21 protein-coding genes and 1 pseudogene are annotated in these 19923 nt (G+C 41.2%); 19 read left to right on the top strand and 3 right to left on the bottom strand.

The features are described from left to right. The first annotated feature begins 47 nt into the window (after positions 1–47). Entirely contained in the window at positions 48–665 is a 618-nt protein-coding gene (locus FTV03_RS04380) for a hypothetical protein (protein ID WP_180040158.1), read from the top strand. Positions 666–699: 34 nt separating this feature from the next. Here the strand turns inward: FTV03_RS04380 and FTV03_RS17895 are convergent, their stop codons facing one another. Both FTV03_RS17895 and purL read right to left on the bottom strand, forming a co-directional pair. Next, on the bottom strand, positions 700–828 hold the full coding sequence (locus FTV03_RS17895; protein WP_257220672.1) for a KGW motif small protein: 129 nt from the start codon (positions 826–828) through the stop codon (positions 700–702). A 328-nt stretch (positions 829–1156) separates the two neighbouring features. After that, positions 1157–4993, bottom strand: coding sequence for a phosphoribosylformylglycinamidine synthase (gene purL, locus FTV03_RS04385; protein WP_180040160.1), 3837 nt, complete (start codon positions 4991–4993; stop codon positions 1157–1159). Positions 4994–5453: 460 nt separating this feature from the next. Between purL and FTV03_RS04390 the strand changes: the two genes are divergently transcribed. The 13 genes and pseudogenes from FTV03_RS04390 (at position 5454) to pal (ending at position 15950) form a co-directional block, all read left to right on the top strand. Then, the gene (locus FTV03_RS04390; protein ID WP_180040162.1) at positions 5454–6794 is read left to right on the top strand and encodes a deoxyguanosinetriphosphate triphosphohydrolase; all 1341 of its coding nucleotides are present in this window, start codon (positions 5454–5456) and stop codon (positions 6792–6794) included. Positions 6795–6904: 110 nt separating this feature from the next. Continuing rightward, positions 6905–7507, top strand: a complete 603-nt coding sequence (ruvA, locus tag FTV03_RS04395; protein WP_180040164.1) for a Holliday junction branch migration protein RuvA — start codon at positions 6905–6907, stop codon at positions 7505–7507. Positions 7508–7752: 245 nt separating this feature from the next. After that, positions 7753–8760 (top strand): Holliday junction branch migration DNA helicase RuvB, encoded by a 1008-nt coding sequence (gene ruvB, locus FTV03_RS04400; RefSeq protein ID WP_168378058.1) that lies wholly within the window; start codon positions 7753–7755, stop codon positions 8758–8760. Between the two features lie 97 nt (positions 8761–8857). Then, a complete protein-coding gene (locus FTV03_RS04405; RefSeq protein WP_180040166.1) occupies positions 8858–9505 on the top strand; it encodes a hypothetical protein in 648 nt (215 codons plus the stop codon). 24 nt (positions 9506–9529) lie between these two features. Continuing rightward, positions 9530–9655 (top strand): hypothetical protein, encoded by a 126-nt coding sequence (locus tag FTV03_RS17900; protein ID WP_257220673.1) that lies wholly within the window; start codon positions 9530–9532, stop codon positions 9653–9655. Positions 9656–9721: 66 nt separating this feature from the next. Continuing rightward, positions 9722–10129, top strand: a complete 408-nt coding sequence (gene ybgC / locus FTV03_RS04410; RefSeq protein WP_078190367.1) for a tol-pal system-associated acyl-CoA thioesterase — start codon at positions 9722–9724, stop codon at positions 10127–10129. A 27-nt stretch (positions 10130–10156) separates the two neighbouring features. After that, on the top strand, positions 10157–10855 hold the full coding sequence (gene tolQ, locus FTV03_RS04415; protein ID WP_180007610.1) for a protein TolQ: 699 nt from the start codon (positions 10157–10159) through the stop codon (positions 10853–10855). Beyond that, positions 10855–11304, top strand: a complete 450-nt coding sequence (gene tolR, locus FTV03_RS04420; protein ID WP_078190369.1) for a protein TolR — start codon at positions 10855–10857, stop codon at positions 11302–11304. Before tolQ ends, tolR begins: the two co-directional genes overlap by 1 nt. Before the next feature lie 3 nt (positions 11305–11307). Continuing rightward, positions 11308–12651, top strand: coding sequence for a cell envelope integrity protein TolA (gene tolA / locus FTV03_RS04425; RefSeq protein WP_180040168.1), 1344 nt, complete (start codon positions 11308–11310; stop codon positions 12649–12651). 263 nt (positions 12652–12914) lie between these two features. Continuing rightward, a pseudogene (locus tag FTV03_RS17905) lies at positions 12915–13235 on the top strand (cell envelope integrity protein TolA); the annotation flags it as partial. Positions 13236–13314: 79 nt separating this feature from the next. Continuing rightward, positions 13315–13836, top strand: coding sequence for a TonB C-terminal domain-containing protein (locus FTV03_RS04435; RefSeq protein WP_257220674.1), 522 nt, complete (start codon positions 13315–13317; stop codon positions 13834–13836). A gap of 192 nt (positions 13837–14028) precedes the next feature. Next, positions 14029–15312, top strand: coding sequence for a Tol-Pal system beta propeller repeat protein TolB (tolB, locus tag FTV03_RS04440; protein ID WP_171319182.1), 1284 nt, complete (start codon positions 14029–14031; stop codon positions 15310–15312). Between the two features lie 68 nt (positions 15313–15380). Then, positions 15381–15950, top strand: a complete 570-nt coding sequence (pal, locus tag FTV03_RS04445; RefSeq protein ID WP_168378062.1) for a peptidoglycan-associated lipoprotein Pal — start codon at positions 15381–15383, stop codon at positions 15948–15950. Between the two features lie 268 nt (positions 15951–16218). Here the strand turns inward: pal and FTV03_RS04450 are convergent, their stop codons facing one another. After that, positions 16219–16416, bottom strand: coding sequence for an NF038105 family protein (locus tag FTV03_RS04450; protein WP_078190373.1), 198 nt, complete (start codon positions 16414–16416; stop codon positions 16219–16221). A gap of 184 nt (positions 16417–16600) precedes the next feature. Here FTV03_RS04450 and FTV03_RS04455 point away from each other — a divergent pair, with 184 nt between their 5' ends. The 5 genes from FTV03_RS04455 (at position 16601) to FTV03_RS04475 (ending at position 19890) form a co-directional block, all read left to right on the top strand. Next, positions 16601–17575, top strand: coding sequence for a class 1 fructose-bisphosphatase (locus FTV03_RS04455; RefSeq protein ID WP_180040171.1), 975 nt, complete (start codon positions 16601–16603; stop codon positions 17573–17575). A gap of 52 nt (positions 17576–17627) precedes the next feature. Next, the gene (locus tag FTV03_RS04460; protein ID WP_180040173.1) at positions 17628–18404 is read left to right on the top strand and encodes an RNA methyltransferase; all 777 of its coding nucleotides are present in this window, start codon (positions 17628–17630) and stop codon (positions 18402–18404) included. 160 nt (positions 18405–18564) lie between these two features. After that, a complete protein-coding gene (locus FTV03_RS04465) occupies positions 18565–19179 on the top strand; it encodes an RNA polymerase sigma factor (protein ID WP_111883945.1) in 615 nt (204 codons plus the stop codon). Continuing rightward, complete coding sequence (locus FTV03_RS04470; RefSeq protein ID WP_180040175.1) at positions 19176–19496, top strand: hypothetical protein; 321 nt, start codon at positions 19176–19178, stop codon at positions 19494–19496. The genes FTV03_RS04465 and FTV03_RS04470 overlap by 4 nt, the downstream gene beginning before the upstream one ends. After that, positions 19486–19890, top strand: coding sequence for a DUF3106 domain-containing protein (locus FTV03_RS04475; RefSeq protein WP_078190378.1), 405 nt, complete (start codon positions 19486–19488; stop codon positions 19888–19890). Before FTV03_RS04470 ends, FTV03_RS04475 begins: the two co-directional genes overlap by 11 nt. Positions 19891–19923 lie beyond the last annotated feature (33 nt).

Raw genomic sequence — 19923 nt, forward strand, 5'->3', positions numbered from 1 at the left:
TAATGCTAAGTTATATTAAACCCATTAAGAATATATAAAGATTAACAATGACTAAAACCTTTGAACAACAATGGAATGATCACTTTCCAAATAAAGTACCTATTCCTTACGTATTAAAATTTTATTTTTCGGAATATTGGTTTCGTATGCATAGCTTGCCCGAGTCTAAACAATATGCAGACACAACAGAAGAAGTGCTACTTTTATTAGATCGTCAAAATCAGATCATCACAGATTGTTTAGGCTTAGATACCTCGGTTTACCTTGTGACAGGTAATTATGTTACGCCACATTATTCTCAGCCAGAGCCAAATTATTTCCACCCTGAGTATGATAGAAGAAAAATCATTTCCTACAATTTAATAGAATCACCTTCTATGAATCTACATCAGATAGATCCTGAATACTTTGATGATGGTGATGAAAATGATGTCTGTTTTATACCCTTATACACTCAAATAATATGGGAGCCTAAAAAACATGATGATTTATTATTAAAAATTGCAAATGAAGAAATTCATGCATTTCTCGTTTCATTTGAAAAAAAAATTATTGTTGCACCTTATGATGGTGGTATTGATTTTATTATTTGGGATAAGAAGTTTAAAAAGCAATTGAAAGAAAAATATAGTGCTTTGTTACCATCTAACGCGGAAGGCTTATAAAAACCGCCTCACGGCGGTTTCAATTGTTCAAATATTACATCTGCAACGCATAACCCAAAAATAAAAACACCAACTGCAAACACACCACTGCACCAAAAAGCTTCCAACCCTTTTTACGCAGCGCAGACTTATCCACTGCCGAATATTCTACTATTTTAATCATGTCATCACCTCATCATGAGTGTTGATACTGAACTCGTTTACTTATCCATCTTTCTTTTATCTTGCTAGTCTTTAATCTTGCATAGTTATTGTGCATAAATTACACACTAGCATGTTTCCACAAATATAAAAGCAAAATCTAAACCAAGTTCAGTGGGAGAAATAAAAATTTAAAACCAACAAAAAACCACCCGCAGGTGGTTAAAAATCGAAAGCGATTATATGTGTAAAAATAAGCATTCACAATAATTAATATATCTTTTGGTACATTTTAAACATAAAAAAAGCCACCCGAAGGCGGCTCTTTTCTATTATTCATCTATCTAAGATTAACCAATAAATTTACGTGCATTACGGAACATACGTAACCAAGCACCGTCTTGATCCCAATCTTCTGGTTTCCAAGAATGCTGAATCGCACGGAAGTTACGTTCAGGGTGCGGCATCATAATCGTTGCACGACCGTCTTTAGACGTTACACCTGAAATCGCTTCTGGCGAACCATTCGGGTTCATTGGGTAATGCTGCGTTGGGTTGCCTTGACTATCTACATAACGCAAGATCACCTGATCGCCAGCATTCAATGCTGCAATGTTTTCTGCGCTTGTAACCACACGACCTTCACCATGTGCTACAGCGATAGGAAGAATCGAACCTTCCATACCTTCTAACAATACAGAATTTGATTTTTCAACGCGTACGTTTACAGCACGAGCTTCAAACATCTCTGAAGTATTGCGGTGGAAACGAGGCCAAGCGTCTGCACCTGGAATTAATGGTGCAAGCTGAGACAACATTTGACAGCCGTTACAAATACCTAGAGAGAAAGTTTCATCACGGTTGAAGAATTTCTCAAATTGGTCACGAAGTTTAGGATTGAACAATACAGATTTAGCCCAACCGCCGCCTGCGCCCAATACGTCACCGTAAGAGAAACCGCCACACGCGACTAAACCTTCAAAGTCATCAAGACTGATACGGCCAGCAAGCAAGTCGCTCATGTGTACATCTACAGTGTTGAAGCCGACTTTATCGAATGCAGCAGCCATTTCTACATGACCGTTTACACCTTGTTCACGCAGAATCACCATGTTTGGACGGCGTTCATTGATGTACGGTGCTTCGATTGGCTCGTTCAAATCAAATGTTGGTTTTGCAATTAAACCTGCATGTGATTTGTCCGCGATTAACGCATATTCTTGATCCGCAGTTTCTACGTTGTCACGCAGACGTTGGATTTGATGTGACACTTCAGTCCATGCTTGCTGTAATTCAGCACGGTCTAAGCTCAAACCATTTACAGTTAAAGTATCTGTATCGTTTACAGTACCTACCACTGCAATTGCATCGCGCAATGAAGACGCTGCAACTTCAGCTTCTAATGCAGCCCAATCCGCTTTGCTGATTTGAAGCACTGCACCAATTTCTTCTGCAAATAGAGATTCAACAGATTGATCTTCAAGTGCTGCACCTAGGCGTGAAGCAAACATCATTTCTGCAACAGTTGCCAATAGACCGCCATCACCGATGTCATGGTAAGCCTTGATTAGACCACGGTTGTTCCAATCTTGAACCAACGCAAAGAATGCTTTGAAGTCATCAAAACTGTCTACATCAGGTGTTACAGAACCAATTGCTTTATAAACCTGAGCAAGGATCGAACCGCCAAGGCGGAATTGACCTTTAGAAAGATCGATACGTACAAGTACAGACTCGATATTTTTAAGTTCAGGTGTTAATGTTTTACGAACATCTGTTACAGGTGCAAATGCTGTGATGACGCCTGTCATAGGAGATGTTACAGATTTATCAACACCGTCATCATTCCAAGTTGTACGCATAGACAATGAGTCTTTACCTACAGGAATTGCGATACCTAAAGCAGGACACATTTCCATACCGATGGCTTTAACACCTTCGAATAGCGCTTGGTCTTCACCTTGTTGACCTGCAGCAGCCATCCAGTTTGCAGACAATTTAATGTCGCTGATCTGGTCGATTTTTGCAGACATGATGTTTGAAATTGATTCTGCTACAGATAAACGTGCAGAAGCAGCAGGATTCAACAACGCAACTGGTGGACGCTCACCCATTGCCATCGCTTCACCTGTATAACCAACAAGGCTAGTCGTTGTTACTGCAGCATCCGCTACAGGCACTTGCCACTTACCGACGAACTGATCACGTGCAACCATACCTGTAATCGAACGGTCACCAATCGTGATCAAGAACGATTTAGATGCAACAGTTGGATTCTTAAGAACGCGGTAAATCGCATCTTTCAAATCTGTTACTGTTTCAGCAGTGAAGTCATCGCCTTTACGTTCAATGGTTTCGTATGAACGGCTCATGCGTGGTGTACCGCCAAGCATCACTTGCATTGGCATATCCACAGCTTTGTTTTCAAACAGTGGATCGTTCACTGTCAATTGACGCGCTTCAGTTGCTTCACCAAGTACGGCGAATGGACAGCGTTCACGTGCACACAGTGATTCAAATAATTCTAATGAGCTTGGACGGATCGCCAAAACATAACGTTCTTGCGCTTCATTCGACCAGATCTCCATCGGAGACATGCCTTTTTCAAGCGATGGAATTTTACGCAGATCAAGTACCGCACCTAACTCGTGATCGTTCACAAGTTCAGGCATGGCATTTGAGATACCGCCCGCGCCTACGTCATGTACAGACACGATTGGGTTATGATCTTCCATGCGCCAGCAAGCATCAATCACTTCTTGGCAACGGCGTTCCATTTCTGGGTTTTCACGCTGTACAGATGCGAAGTCTAGGTTTTCACCCAACTTACCGCTGTCTACAGAAGACGCTGCACCGCCGCCTAAACCAATCAGCATTGCAGGACCACCTAGTACGATCAGTAAATCGCCTGGTTGAATCGCATCTTTTTCTACATGGTCAGGACGGATGTTACCGTAACCGCCGGCAATCATAATTGGCTTATGGAAGCCTTTTACGTCGCCATTTACATTTTGTTCAAACGTACGGAAGTAACCATTTAAAGCAGGACGACCGAATTCGTTATTAAACGCAGCGCCACCCAATGGGCCTTCAATCATAATTTGAAGCGGAGATGCCATACGAGACGGCTTGCCGTAGTTTTCTTCCCAAGGCTGTTCAAAGCCAGGAATGTTCAAGTTAGAAACAGTGAAACCTGTTAAACCTGCTTTTGGCTTACCGCCACGGCCAGTTGCGCCTTCATCACGGATTTCACCGCCTGAACCTGTCGCAGCACCCGCAAATGGCGCAATTGCTGTCGGATGGTTATGCGTTTCCACCTTCATTAAGATGTGAGCAGCTTGGCTCTTATATTTGTAAACGTGCTGACCTGTTTCTTCGTCTTTTTTCGGATAGAAACGTTGAGTGTCAAAGCCCACGATCACTGATGCGTTGTCTTTATATGCAGACAAAACGTCATCTGGAGATTCTTTATAAGTGTTTTTAATCATTTGGAACAATGACAATGGCTGAACTTCGCCATCAATTGTCCATTCTGAACCAAAGATTTTATGACGGCAGTGCTCAGAGTTTGCTTGAGCAAACATCATCAATTCGATGTCATGCGGGTTACGGCCAAGCTTGTTAAACGCTGCAACTAAATAATCAATTTCTTCGTCAGATAGTGCAAAACCAAATTCAGAGTTTGCTTTCACTAAAGCGTCTTTGCCTTGACCTAAAATATCAATTGCATTTAACGGCTTTGGTTCAGTTTCAGAGAACAGCGCAGTCGCTTCTTCAATTTGATTGAAAACACTTTCGGTCATGCGGTCATGTAATGCTAGTTTTACTTCATCAGAAACAGCATTTACGCCCTTCAAAGTAAACAAAACACCGCGTTCAAGGCGATGAACCGGTGTATTACAGTTGGCGAAAATGTCTGTTGCCTTCGACGACCACGGAGAGATTGTCCCAACGCGTGGCGTCACTAATATTTGGACTTCATCACTTGCTGGCTGGCGCAATTCAAAAGATTGACCATCATTAAGCAGCTGTAAAGCAGATTGCTGTTGCTGTTCGCTTAGCGCTTGGTCAAATAGATAGACCAATTGGCTTTCAATTTCCTGAACAGAACTAATCGAAGATAGACGTGTTAATAGTTGCGTTTTCTTAAAAGAAGAGTGTGCTGGTGCACCGGCCACGATAAACATGCTGATTTTGGCTCCACGGGCTGGTCTTTTGAACCAAGCCGCAATGTGACTTGAAGAGAGCGCATATTCTACTGTGTATTGGCGAAATCAGCTAGATGGGAAAAGCATTTTCTGTTCGAGAATGGCACAAGATTTTTTAAATTTTGTTTTTATTTTCAGTCAAAAAGATTGAATACAGCAGTGCAGCTTAGCACAAAATAAATTGTAAAAAACATTAATCGAAAATTAATATCAATTTTAGAATTTTGAGGTTTTCAAGGCGACATTCCCAATCGGTTTGAATCAGCGAATAGTCTGGCCAATGAATAATATTTATCTTAAAAACACCCTACCTTAATACGAATAACTCTATACCTCCACCGATACCCTTAAATAAAGTGTCAAGCTATGACGCGACCCACTATTACTTTAGTCACAAGTTTGGCATCATAGTTTTTAGTAAATAACTGAATAATGATAAATGACTCAAATGCGTTGGCTTGAACTGCTTTCTACAGTTCGTATTGGTAGTAATAAACATAGCTCTGAACAGGCACGTAGCCCTTTCCACAAAGACTACGACCGCATTATATTTTCGCAGAGTTTTCGACAGCTTAATCGCAAGACTCAAGTCCATCCATTAACCCAACACGATGGCATTCATACTCGCCTGACGCACTCTTTAGAAGTGTCTTGTATTGGACGTTCATTGGGGATGTTGGCGGTTGAGAAAATTAAAGATGAACTCCCGATGTGGATTTCACCTGCCGATGTTGGTGCGATTATTCAAGCCGCTTGTTTAGCACATGATATTGGCAACCCGCCTTTTGGCCATGCAGGCGAATATGCCATTCGAGAATGGTTTGATGATGCATCACATACCAATTTTTTACAGGACTTAAGCCCTGAAGAAGAAGCCGACGTGAGACAGTTCGAAGGCAATGCCCAAGGTTTACGCCTACTGACTAAAATTGATTATCATCCAAATGATGGGGGTATGCGTTTAACCTATGCAACTTTAGGTGCATATTTAAAATACCCCTGGCTTTCAAAAACCATTGCATCGCAAGGCAATAAACCTGCGAGCCAACGAGCAAAGTTTGGTTGTTATCAAGCAGAAAAAGAAATCTTGCAGCAAATTGCAGAACAACTCGGTTTAATTCAACTGGGCGAATATCACTACTGTCGTCATCCGTTGACCTATTTGCTTGAAGCCGCAGATGACATTTGTTATGCCTTAATTGACCTTGAAGATGGCATTATCCTCAACATGTTGAACTATAACGAAGTTGAGCCAATTTTCCTTGATCTGGTCGGTGACTATGGCATACCTGCCGAATTGGCGATGACTGATACCACTTGGCAACAAAAAATAGCTGCATTACGTGGTCGTGTGATGAAACGTCTAGTCGAAGAAGTCACGACAGCCTTCGCCCGCCATCATCATGAAATTTTGTCAGGTCAACTTAAAGGCAGTTTATTGCAATATTGCAGTGAAGATATTGAGCGTGGAATTAACCGAGCAAAAGAATTAGCCCGCGATAAAATTTTTGAACATCCACAAAAAGCCGGCTTAGAGATTATTGCGCATCAAAGTCTACAAAATATTTTAGATGCCTTTATTCCTCTAACTACGCCAAATAAAACTTTGAGTTTTAAAGAACAACGACTGATGTCCATTCTTCACCGTTCGGGGGCACATTTTGGGCCGTTGCATTATGAAAACATCATGCAAGTATTGGATATTATCTCTAAATTTTCAGACCATCAGGCTTATAACCTTGCACAAGAACTTCAAGGCAATAAAGTTGGTTTCTTTTAAACCTGAAAAAATGTGAAGGCTAGTAATTCGCTGGCCTTCACGCTAATCTCACAACAAATTGAAATTGAGCAAATGGCTCAGACTAAACTGAAATAAAGTGAATAAATGACATGATCGGATGTTTAATTGGCGAAGTGCTGGCATTGGAAGCACCAACGGTATTACTCAATGTAAATGGTGTGGGCTATGAAATTGACACCCCACTTTCAACATTTTGCCAACTACAAAAAGGTCAAAAAATTACCCTGTGGACACATCTGGCTGTTCGTGAAGATGCACAACTGCTGTATGGATTTAGCAATGCTCAAGAAAAACTGATTTTTCGCACACTTTTAAAAGTTAACGGCGTAGGCCCTAAAATGGCACTGGGCATTTTATCAACATTAAGTGTTGAAATGCTGATTCACACGGTTGAACATGAAGATATAAACACTTTAGTCAAAGTTCCGGGTGTAGGCAAAAAGACCGCTGAACGCCTCATGATTGAGTTACGTGATCGCTTTAAAGCCATGGCTTCAGGCACTGCACCAACGAATTCAACTGTTGAACAAATTCAATTTACGGGCAACTCTGCCGTAGCCGAAGCTGAGGCGGCCTTACAATCATTAGGTTACAAACCAATTGAAGCACAAAAATTAGTGAATGCTGCCAAAGGTGACTTTACTGAAGCCAGCGACATTATCCGTGCAGCACTTAAGTCGATGAATAAATAATTTGTAGTTTCTAATGAGCACCGCATCCTTTGCCTTTTAGGGTTATAGACAGTATGTGAATCACGCAGGCGACAAGGATGTCGCCGTTAAACTGTGCTACAAGGACGTAGCATCAGTTTAACAAATGGGTTTTGTCACTTTTGCCCAGTCAAAAGTGAGAATCGCCTATACAATGGCATTTAAAGTTCAATCGCTTTTTGAGGCTGTGATTCTTCCACAACGATATAGAGATTAGTTAAATAATTATGCAAGACCGTCTTATCAGTGGTTCAGAAAAACCCGAAGACCACTTCGACCGCGCCATTCGCCCAACTTCCCTTGATGACTACATCGGACAGCCTGTCGTCCGTGAACAAATGGAAATCTTTATCGGTGCTGCGCGTGGCCGTGAAGAAGCACTTGATCACACCTTAATTTTTGGCCCACCGGGTTTAGGTAAAACCACACTGGCCAATATTATTGCCCGTGAAATGGGCGGCAACTTAAAATCAACATCAGGCCCCGTCCTTGAGCGTGCAGGCGATTTGGCTGCAATGCTAACCAACCTCGAAGAAGGTGATGTTTTATTTATTGATGAGATCCATCGTCTTTCACCGGTCATCGAGGAAATTCTCTATCCAGCGATGGAGGATTACCAACTCGACATCATGATTGGTGAAGGCCCTGCTGCCCGTTCGATCAAACTGGATTTACCACCCTTCACTCTTGTTGCAGCGACGACTCGTGCAGGCCTACTGACCTCTCCTTTACGTGACCGTTTCGGTATCGTACAACGTTTAGAGTTCTATTCTGTCAAAGACTTAACGCATATTGTGACTCGTTCTGCCAACTTGATGGATGTGCCCATGACCGCCGAAGGTGCTCAAGAAGTTGCACGCCGTGCTCGTGGGACACCTCGTATTGCAAACCGTTTATTACGCCGGGTCCGTGATTATGCGCAAGTCAAAGGCACAGGTGAAGTAACCCAAGAGATGGCTCAACGTGCTTTGGACATGCTAAATGTCGATAAAGATGGTTTAGATACGCTAGACCGCCGTTATTTATCAATGCTACTAGAGCGTTTTGATGGTGGCCCTGCAGGTGTAGAAGCTCTAGCTGCTGCTATGGCAGAAGACTCAGGGACGCTAGAAGATGTAATCGAGCCCTACCTCATTCAGCAAGGCTATGTCATGCGTACTGCGCGTGGACGTATTGCCACCAATATGGCGTATTTACAGTTTGGGATGACACCACCAGAGCCGAAAGATAAGTAAACGATAATTCACTGAACGACTTCAGGGAGTTAAATGCTCCCTGCATGTTTATTTAAATTTTAAAATAAATTCAAGCCACTACAAACAATAGACTAAAATGATAAATCTTGAGAATAGAATAATTAACAAAATTAATAGCGACTACATTCAAAACCTACCATTAGACAGTGCCATTGAACACATTCCCAGAGAACAACCTATCAGTTCATTTAGCCCAAAACAAATGAGTGATTTTGAAAGCTTATTCCACACCGAATACAATTATTTTATCACTGTCGAATGTGAAAACATTCTTAGCAAAGAAACCATAGAAGTAAGTGAAGATAATATCTTAACTATTAAACAATCGCCTTCTACATATCGTATAAAAAACCTGAGCTTCAACTATACTTCTGCCCTCATTTTTATTGGGATGTACTATCACGACGACGTACAAGCTTTGGTCAAGGAAAACTTTAAGCCAGCAAAAATTAATACATTGTATTTCAGCTTCTCATTCTTTGCTTTAGTCATACTCGTTTATGTGTTTTTCTGGATAGATCTACCTAATAAACTTTTACTCATGTTAGTTATTGGCCTTGGCTTTTGCTGCTTAACGTATATGTATGAATCTTTAAAAGCATTACTCCCAAAGCAACAGAAAAAGAAAATGGAAGAAACTCACTTTCATATTGCGGGATATTTAGCAGCTCATCTACAAGATTTTGTCGATGCAAAATTTAAATTAGATGAACAAACAAATTAAAAGCAGTCTCTTTTTTAATCAGTAATGACATCTACGAAAGTTAAAGATTTACGTGAGTTGAAACCTTGTGCCATTGGACTGATGACTCACGGTGCTAAACTGCCCGTCATTGAAGCACTTGACGAATCATTGAATTATCGCCATTTTTAAATGCTCTAATTCTATGCTGAAGTGCAGAACAATATTTTTCAGATTTTATAAAGACGGAACACTCTCATGGCGAATAAATTCGAATTCAACATTCGTGTATATATTGAAGATACAGATGCAGGTGGCATTGTTTACCACGCAAATCATATTCGCTTTATGGAGCGTACCCGCACAGAATGGCTACGCGCTTCAGGTGTAGACCATTATTGGCATCAAAAAGATTACAACTTTGTCGTTCATAAAATTAATGTGAAATATTCACGCCCTATATTAATGGATGACCTGATTACTGTTACAGCAAGTGTAGTTTCGTGTAAGGCTACGTCATTTGTGTTGCAACAAAATATTTATCGTGGTGATATTATGCTGGCATCAGGTGAGGTAGAATTGGCATGTATCAGTGCAGAGATGAAACCCCGTCGCCTTCCTGATGAAATACGTGAACTGATTCTGAAAGAATTGGAACAAGATTAAAAAAATTATTTGGCACATGTAGTAACTATGGCAACTCAACTAGAATCAACACTTAAAGTTTCAGACCTCATCTTACAAGCAAGTCCTGTCGTACAACTGGTAATGCTCCTGCTGCTCTTAGCTTCGTTATTCAGTTGGTATCTGATTGCCAAGTTACACATGAGTTATAAAAAAGCGCAGGCCGATGATGAACATTTCCAAAAAATCTTTTGGTCTGGCGCCGAACTCAACACTTTATACAACAATGCTCAGCTCAACTCGAAACGTGTTGGCCTTGAAGATGTTTTCTATCAAGGTTTAGGCGAGTTTTTCAAACTTAAAAAGCGTAATGCCAGCGCAGAACAATCCATTGAAGGTACAGAACGTATTCTTCGTGTGGGTTTAAGCCGTGACCAAGGACATTTAGAAAATGGTTTAGGCGCGCTTGCGAGTATTGGATCGGTTGCACCCTATGTTGGTTTATTCGGTACCGTTTGGGGCATTATGAACGCTTTTATTGGTTTGGCAGATATTGACCAAGTCACCCTTGCTACGGTTGCTCCGGGTATTGCAGAAGCATTGATTGCAACGGCCATTGGTCTTTTTGCGGCAATTCCTGCTGTACTTGCATTTAACCATTTCACAGCCAAAGGTGAAGCCGTTTATAACGATCGTGCGCTTTTTGCCGAAGAAATGGTTGCGTTATTACAACGCCAGTCTGTAGGTTCAACTCAGGACAATGACTAATGGCTATTCAACGTTCTGGACGCTTTGAGCGCATCAAAAAACCATTAAAAAGTGACATGAACGTCGTACCTTATATTGATGTCATGTTAGTTCTTTTGGTGATTTTCATGGTCACGGCACCTATGATCACCACAGGTGTCAAAGTCGATTTACCACAGGCAAATGGCACGCCTATGCAAGCGGAAGATCGCCCTGCGATTGTTACACTTGAGGCGGATGGAACGATCAAACTCGAAGATAAAAATCATCAGAATGATGTACTCACACTTGATGAACTAAAATCTGTTTTAACTGCTTCACAAAATGAAGCGAACGAACAGAAAAAGCAAATGAGTGTCCTGATTAACGGCAGTGAATCTCGTCCTTATGGTGAAGTCATGAAACTCATGTCTGCCCTTCAAGATGCAGGTTTAACACAAGTAGGTTTACTGACTGAGCCATTAAAATAATTTATGAAAGATTTCAACAAGCCGCCTTTTAAACAAAAAGCCGTTGCGATTGGTTTCACACTAGGTGTGCATATCGTCGCTGTGGTTGGCTTACTTTATCTTGGCATGAGTAAACCACCTGAGCCCCCTAAAAAAATAACCACTGTTTTGGTAAAACCAAAAGATTTAAAACCTGTAACACGTGAAGTCACTGAGTTTGATGAAACCGCGCATGAAAATGTAGCTGAACAAATCACGCAAACAGCAGAACCTAGCGTTGAACCAGCACCCGAGATTCCAACGGCTGCACCACCTAAGCCAGCAGAACCACCTAAGGCAGATCCACAGATTGCTGCTCAACAGGCACTCGCTGCGGCAAAAGCACAGCAGCTTGCTGAACAAAAAGCTGCGGACAATGCAAAACGTGCTCAAGAACAAGCTAAAGCGGCTGAAGCTGCAAAACTAAAAGCACAACAAGAAGCCCAAGCGGATGCGGCCAAGGCAAAAGCAGATGCTACGGCGAAAGCCAATGCTGACGCAGCAAAACGTAAAGCAGATGCTGATGCTAAAGCCAAGGCTGAAAAAATCCGTGCCGATGCTTTAAGAAAAGCAGAAGCTGACAAAGCCAAAGCTGCAGCAACGGCAAAAGCCAATGCAGATGCAAAAGCCAAGGCCAATGCGGATGCTGCAAAACGTAAAGCAGATGCAGACGCGAAAGCTAAAGCCAATGCGGAAGCTGCAAAACGTAAAGCAGATGCTGATGCGAAAGCCAAGGCCAATGCAGAAGCTGCAAAACGTAAAGCAGATGCTGATGCAAAAGCTAAGGCCAATGCAGAAGCTGCAAAACGTAAAGCAGACGCCGATGCAAAAGCTAAAGCCAATGCGGAAGCTGCAAAACGTAAAGCAGACGCCGATGCAAAAGCTAAAGTCAATGCGGAAGCTGCAAAACGTAAAGCAGATGCCGATGCAAAAGCCAAGGCAGATGCAAAGGCTAAAGCCGATGCCGAAGCACGCGAACGTGCAGCCGAAGAAGCCAAAGCTTCATCAGCTAAAAAAGCAGCTGAAGAAGCCGCACAGAAAAAGGCTGAAGCGAAGAAGATTGCATCTACTGCAAAGAAAGATTTTGAAAATAAAATCCGTCGTGCATGGGACACACCTTCTGACTCTGCGGGTAAAACGGCGACTGCTCGCGTTACCCTTACGGAAAGTGGTTCAGTTCGGTCAGTGATTGTGAACTCTAGTGATCCTGATATGAAAGCCAGTATTGAGGCTGCTGTTCGAGCTGCTGCACCATACCCAATGCCGAGTGACCCAGATGCAAAACGTGAAGCTCAAAGTTTTACGTCCACCTTCAAGTCATCACGTTAATTTTTAAATCCCTGCAAACCTTGTGGGGATTTTTCATTTACTTCTATAAAGAATCATAAAAGATGAAACCACTTTTTTTATTTTCTACACTCTTACTTATTTGCAGCCAAACAATTGCTCAAAGTCGGTCAATTTATATCCCCTCTTCGGCAACGCCTGAAAATATATCATCCGAACAATTTAAAGCTTTGCTGAAGGATAATGCTAAAACAAATCAACCTGAGCAAGCTTTACAAGAAGTACAATTTCCGCCTACAGCCATGGCAAAAAATTCAAATGATGAGGCTGCAAAGAAAAAAGCTGAAGCCAAAAAAATTGCTCTCACAGCAAAAAAAGATTTTGCAGATAAAATTCGCCGTGCTTGGCAAGTTCCCAAAGGTTCTACAGGAAAATCGGCATCTGTACGTGTTAATCTCGCAGACAATGGACGTGTACATTCTATTATTATCAATTCTAGCGATCCAGATTTGAAAGCCAGTATTGAAACTGCCGTTCGCGATGCTGCACCATATCCGATGCCTAGCGACCCAGATGCTAGACGTGAAGCACAAAGTTTTACCTCTACATTTAGATCTTCAAATTAAGTTTGATAAATCCTTGCATTGATTGCGGGGATTTTTCTATTGATCAAAATCTCTAATCTTCCAATTGGATTAAGCTAAAATGATGCATTTCTTTAAATTTTCGTTTCTATTTTCTGTAATCGCAGGCTCATCATTAACCTTTGCAACCCCTACCAGCATTCAAACGGCTGACAAGATTCAACCTGAGAAAATAGCAGAGCGTTCCTCGAACGCAACAGCGGCTAAGACGAAGTCATATTCTGAACAAGATAAGCTTCAACTAGAACATAAAATTGCTGAAGCGAAACGGCAAGCTGAAGCAGATGCGGCTAAAAAAGCTGAAGCAAAAAAAATTGCATCTAATACAAAGAAAATAATACAGCAAACTATCCTTAGCAACTGGCAAGCTCCAGCAGATTCAACTGGGCAAAAAGCCAATGCTCGAATTACACTGACATCATTTGGTTCAATTCAATCGATAGTGATTCTTGGTGCGCCAAATCGTGCATTTAAAAAGAGTATTGAAAAAGCCATCCTTAGCTCAGCCCCTTTTGATTTACCAGAAAATCAAGATGCTCGACTTGAATCTCGCATTATCTCTATGCCCTTTCTATCTAAATAAGGTTATCCGTAAAGTGAAAGATTGTATTTTTTAAATAAAATGTCATCATCTTAGAAAAATATTTATTCACTAATTCACAGACGAATAACAGATTAATCATAATGTTGTGCTTTTAATAATTCAAAATCATGCCATTATGTGACACAACCAAATACAGACAATAACTCACATTTTTAGAGTAATTAGCGAATGATGGAAATGACGCGTAAACATCTTCTTTGCTTAGCCGTATTCACTGCTTTGAGCCCAGTTTTAGTGACTCAAACGCATGCGCAGCTTCACCTCGAAATCACTAAAGCTCCTGAAGAAGCACCTAAAATTGCGATCGTGCCTTTTAGTAATGACTCAAATATTTATCCAGTGGTTGAAAATGACTTGAACCGCTCAGGTAAATTTACCAGTGCCTCTAAAAACTTACCTGCAACTGCAACAATAAATTCACCTAATGCAGAAGCATGGAAAGCTGCGGGCGTACCCTATGTCGTGACAGGCACATCAAAAACAACGGCTGATGGCTCTTATGAAATTCACTACCAACTGTATGATGTTGAAAAAAAACAATACCTGTTAAATGAACTACTCACTGTACCTGCTTCACGTTATCGTCAAGCAGCGCATATGATCAGTGATGCAATCTATCAAGCTTTAACTGGCATTCCAGGTGACTTCAGCGGCCGTATTGCCTATGTATTGCGTAATGCAGCAACACCAGATCAGCGCTATACCCTACAAATTGCAGATACGGATGGTGAACAACCCCGTACCATTTTGACTTCACGTGATCCAATCTTGTCCCCTGCATGGACGCCTGATGCGAAAAAGCTAGCCTATGTTTCATTTGAAACCAAACGCCCTGCGATTTACATCCAAGATTTAGCAAGTGGTAACCGTGAAAAAGTAGCAAGTTTCCGTGGCCTGAATGGTGCACCAAGCTTCTCACCTGATGGCAAATCAATGTTATTTACCGCATCGATGCATGGCAATCCTGAAATCTATCAAATGGATTTACAGACTCGCCAATTAAAACGCATGACCAATGACACAGCGATTGATACAGAAGCACGTTATGCCCCTGACGGTAAATCATTTATTTTTACCTCTGACCGTGGTGGCTCTCCACAAATTTACACCTACAACTTAAGTGCTGAAAGTGTAAAACGTTTGACTTTCCGTGGCGCTTTCAATGCACGTGGTACTTTAAGTGCGGACGGTAAAAAATTAGCTTTGGTACATCGTCCTAGCGGTAGTAACTATAAAGTTGCGGTTCAAGACATTGGTTCTGGTGTAACCAATATTTTAACACCAACAAGTTTAGATGAATCCCCAAGCTTCTCACCAAATGGTCAAATGGTGGTGTATGCAACCCGTGAAGCAAACCGTGGTTTGCTCTCGATCATGTCTTTAGATGGCCGTTTCCGCATGAACTTACCAAGTGAACAAGGTGAAGTTCGTGAGCCAGCTTGGGCACCGAAATAAACACTGCATGATTTATTCAACAATAACTTTTTAATGAAACATCATAAATAACCGTCATGGAGATCAATATGAAAGCAATGAAACTGATTGCGCTACCTGTTTTAGCTACAGCATTAGTAATGACTGGTTGTGCCAGCCGTAAACCTGCAGCAGACGTACAAGCAGGACAAAACCCAAATGGCTCAACCACTGTAAACACTTCTGGTTTAAGTGAAGATGCAGCACTCAATGCACAAAACCTAGCGGGTGCATCATCTAAAGGTGTTACTGAAGCGAATAAAGCATTTTTAGCGAAGCGCGTAGTACACTTTGACTACGACAGTACCGAGCTAAGCAATGAAGACTTACAAACCCTTCAAGCTCATGCACAGTTCCTTGTTGCTAATGCAAACTCACGCGTGGCATTAACAGGTCACACCGATGAACGTGGTACTCGTGAATACAATATGGCGCTTGGTGAGCGTCGTGCAAAAGCTGTTGAAAGCTTCCTGATTACAACAGGTGTAAGCCCTAACCAGCTTGAAGCAGTCAGCTATGGTAAAGAAATGCCAATCAATGCGGGTCATGATGAAAATGCATGGAAAGAAAACCGCCGCGTAGAAATTAACTACGAAGCTGTACCTCCGCTACTTAAATAAGACTTGAAAAAGTCTGAGCTAAAAAAAAGCACTCATTAATGAGTGCTTTTTTGATTTAACCCGTATCATTTAATTTATATCGTTTCATTTTCATCGTTCTGTTGCAGCGTTCTTTGCTTTAACTCAATTTAGCCCTTTAACTCAGGATAAATTCGATTAGCGGCTTTAGAACTTTAAGAAAATATCCAATTAAAAATGCAAATGAACGACTTTTAAAACGAGATCCTTAGCTTTACCAACTAGAAAATTAGCTTAACAATCCAAATCATTACGCTTCTGCTTCTGGATGTTCAGCATTTTCTTTTTCTGTTTGCATCGACTCAATGAGGTCATGTTTATTGAACTTTTTATACTCTGCTTTTGCTTCGTAACTGCTCCATGCAGCTTTTACGGTATCCGCAGAAATATCGTCTAAATTCAATCCCTCAGTTGCAGTCGGAGTCGCATCAAATTTTTGTGTGGTCATTGTTGTGCTCCCTGTCTTTCGATTTATACATTAGATTCAACATAGCATGTTATTCAGGACTTGCAAGGGTAAAATCACGACAAATAGTCTAGTTTAATTTTTCTTTTCCTTCGTTCTCATCTAAAATGTTGCACAATCACATTTTTATCATTTTTGATAAATTAATATTTGGAGTTTTCCGGTTATGTCAAATCTCACCCTTTCCCAATTTCTACAACAACAAAGTGGTAATCTTACTCCTGCATTAGCACAAGTTATTGAAACAATTGGTAATACATGCAAAGACATTGACCTTCTATTACAAAAAGGTGCTTTGGCTGGTGTATTGGGTAGCGCGCAACACGAAAACGTTCAAGGTGAAGAACAAAAGAAACTTGATGTCATTTCAAATGATTACCTCATCGATGCATTGAAAATTCATCCACATGTCGGTGGTTTGGCTTCTGAAGAATTAGATGAATTCACTCCAGCTCAAGAAAATGGCGATTATCTTGTCTTGTTTGACCCATTAGATGGTTCAAGCAACATCGATATCAATATGTGTGTGGGCACAATTTTCTCAATTCTTCCTGCAAAAAATGCGGTAACGCAAGCTGAAGATTTCATGCAAGCGGGTGTTAACCAAGCGGCTGCAGGTTATGTATTGTATGGCCCATCAACAATGATGGCTCTAACTGTCGGTGCTGGCGTAGTCTTTTTTACTTTTGATCCAGAAAGCAAAGAATTCTTATTAACTAAAGATGCGATTGCGGTTGCAGCAGATACTAAAGAATATGCAATTAATGCATCGAACCAGCGTCACTGGGAAGAACCTGTAAAACGTTATATCGACGAACTTCTTGCAGGTAAAACTGGCACGCGTGAAAAAGACTTCAATATGCGTTGGGTCGCATGCATGGTGGGTGATATTCATCGTATTCTTTGCCGTAGCGGTATCTTCATGTACCCATACGACTTCAAAGATCCGAAAAAAGCAGGTCGTCTACGTTTAATGTACGAAGCAAACCCAATGAGTATGTTGATGGAACAAGCTGGCGGTGCTTCTACAACAGGCCGTGTCCGCATTCTAGACATCCAACCAACAGAACTTCATCAACGTGTTCCTGTGATTATTGGTTCTAAAAACGAAGTTGACCTAGTTACGTCATACCATAATTAATTTCTAATAACGAAAGTCAGTATTTTTGCTGACTTTCGTGGATATCTCCCTCATGGCTCTGATTTATCTCGAATCAAAAGACAACCCGAAAATTAAGCACCTCCGTGGCTTAATCGAACAAAATGCCTACCGTAAAAAACAAGGTCAAACTGTTTTAGAAGGCACCCATTTGGTTCTCTCTTGGTTAGATGCAAAACGACCAATTAAATCGATTTTCACCACTGAACAAGCAATTAACCATGCTGATTTCGATCGCATTGCGGAACAATATCAAGGTGCGGTGTTCATTCTAAGTGAATCTTTATACAAAGATATCAGTACACTTGGAACATCTATTGCTTGCTTAGCGATTGTGGATTTACCAAGTTCAAGTGAAGCGCTTAACTTCAGTGAAGACACCTTAATTTTAGACAACATTCAAGACCCTGGTAATGTAGGTACCCTACTCCGTTCTGCTGCCGCAGCGGGTATTGAGCAAGTCGTTTGTACCAAAGGCTCTGCATCACTCTGGTCACCGCGTGTATTACGCGCAGGTATGGGCGCACATTTTTCATTAAATACCTTTGAAAATATTGCCCTTGAAGATATTTTGACGAAATTCAAAATTCCAGTGTATGCAACAAGCTCACATCAGTCTGAAAACCTATATAGCAAAAATTTGCGCAAACAATGTGTGTGGATTTTAGGCAATGAAGGTCAAGGTGTTTCTGAGTATGCATTACAACATGCCGAAGCCGTTGCGATTCCTCAACCGGGTGGTCAAGAATCGTTAAACGTAGCCATTGCTGGCTCGATCTGTTTTTTTGAAATGGTACGTCAGCGTCAGTAAAATCGTTATTTTATTGTATTTAGCGCTTAAGCCTGAAAAAAATAGACTACACTAGAAAAAATAATAATTCTTTTTGTCAACCTAACCGTTATTTCCATCGTTATTTGTATATGAATATGGAAATAATGGTGGGTATCCGATGACAGGATTTTCCATCTCTATGGATTTAGCACCCAAAAAGTCCGAGACGCAAGACAGCAGTGTTTTAAAAAGCACGGCTGAGTCTCGCCTGAAAAACTTCATGAATGAAGTGACGGGGCGTGCTTTAGTAATGATGGAAAGTGCAACGCACGGTCAACATGGCATTGCCATGGACTTGGTGCAAGAAGCCTTTATTTCCTTACATAAAGCTTATGCTGAAAAGTCCACAGAGGAATGGTATCCCCTGTTTTACACCATTTTAAATAACAAGCTGCAAGATTGGCGTCGAAAGGAAGCACGTCGTTCGCAGCCGTTTTCCCTATTTAGAAAAGTCAGCCTAGATGACGACGATGTCGAAATACAGGATGTTGTAGATGAATCTACACCAAACCCTTTCGACTTTCTGGATCAGGCTGTCACTGCAGAGGAAATACAAGATGCTATCGCAGAACTTCCAGTCCGCCAGCAACAAGCATTTATGTTGCGAGCTTGGGAAGGCTTTGATACACATACAACTGCAGAAATTATGAATTGTTCCGAAGGCAGTGTGAAAACACATTACCACCGTGCCATTCAAGGTTTACGTACCGCTTTGGCACATTTGAATCCACATATGGGAGGATCATCCGAATGAAACAAGATGATTTCTTAAAGCAAGTAACTTCCAAACTTGATGGACTCGCACAGCACCACAAAGACAAAGCAACTGTCATGAATAACGTGCTTGAAGATATTCATCAGCACGAAACTTCACGTTATGGTTTCTGGAAAATATCTGGCTTTGCACTTGCAGCAGCAATTGCAGGTTTTGTCATTTTACCGAATGCGACTGTACTGGATGACAAACCACAAAATCAGGTGATTTCAACCCCTAAGCTCTCCCCTCAAATGGTAGAAGATCTTGAAATGTTGATGGTTCTGGGTGAGGACAAAGTTCCACATGGCAGCTAAAAAATTAGCAATTGCATTCTGTGCTTTTAGTTTTTTGCAAACCAGTTTTGCTGGCTTTGATCGCTTTTGGATTTTTTCAAAAGATGCAGATACTCAAGTTAATGAAACTTGGGATTCGCTATCTGAAGCAGAACAACAGGCTTTAATTAAAAAGTATCAGGCACTCAAAGAGATTCCTGCAGATCAACGTGTCAGCTTGCAACAGCGCATGGATTGGTTCACCCAACTTCCGGACAGTGAAAAGCAGCGTATGCGCGAAACATGGCAAAAAATGAGTACTTTAGAACGTAAAGAACTCGCGACACGTATGCAAAAAGCTAGTCCTGATGAACGACCTGCTATTCGCGATGAGTATATCAATAAATATTTACAGCCTATCGCTGTCGTTCACTAATTAAAAACAACAGTATGTTGTGAAAATCAAATC

The sequence above is a fragment of the Acinetobacter sp. YH12218 genome, assembly GCF_013417925.1.
In the GTDB taxonomy this organism is placed as follows: Bacteria; Pseudomonadota; Gammaproteobacteria; order Pseudomonadales; family Moraxellaceae; genus Acinetobacter; species Acinetobacter amyesii.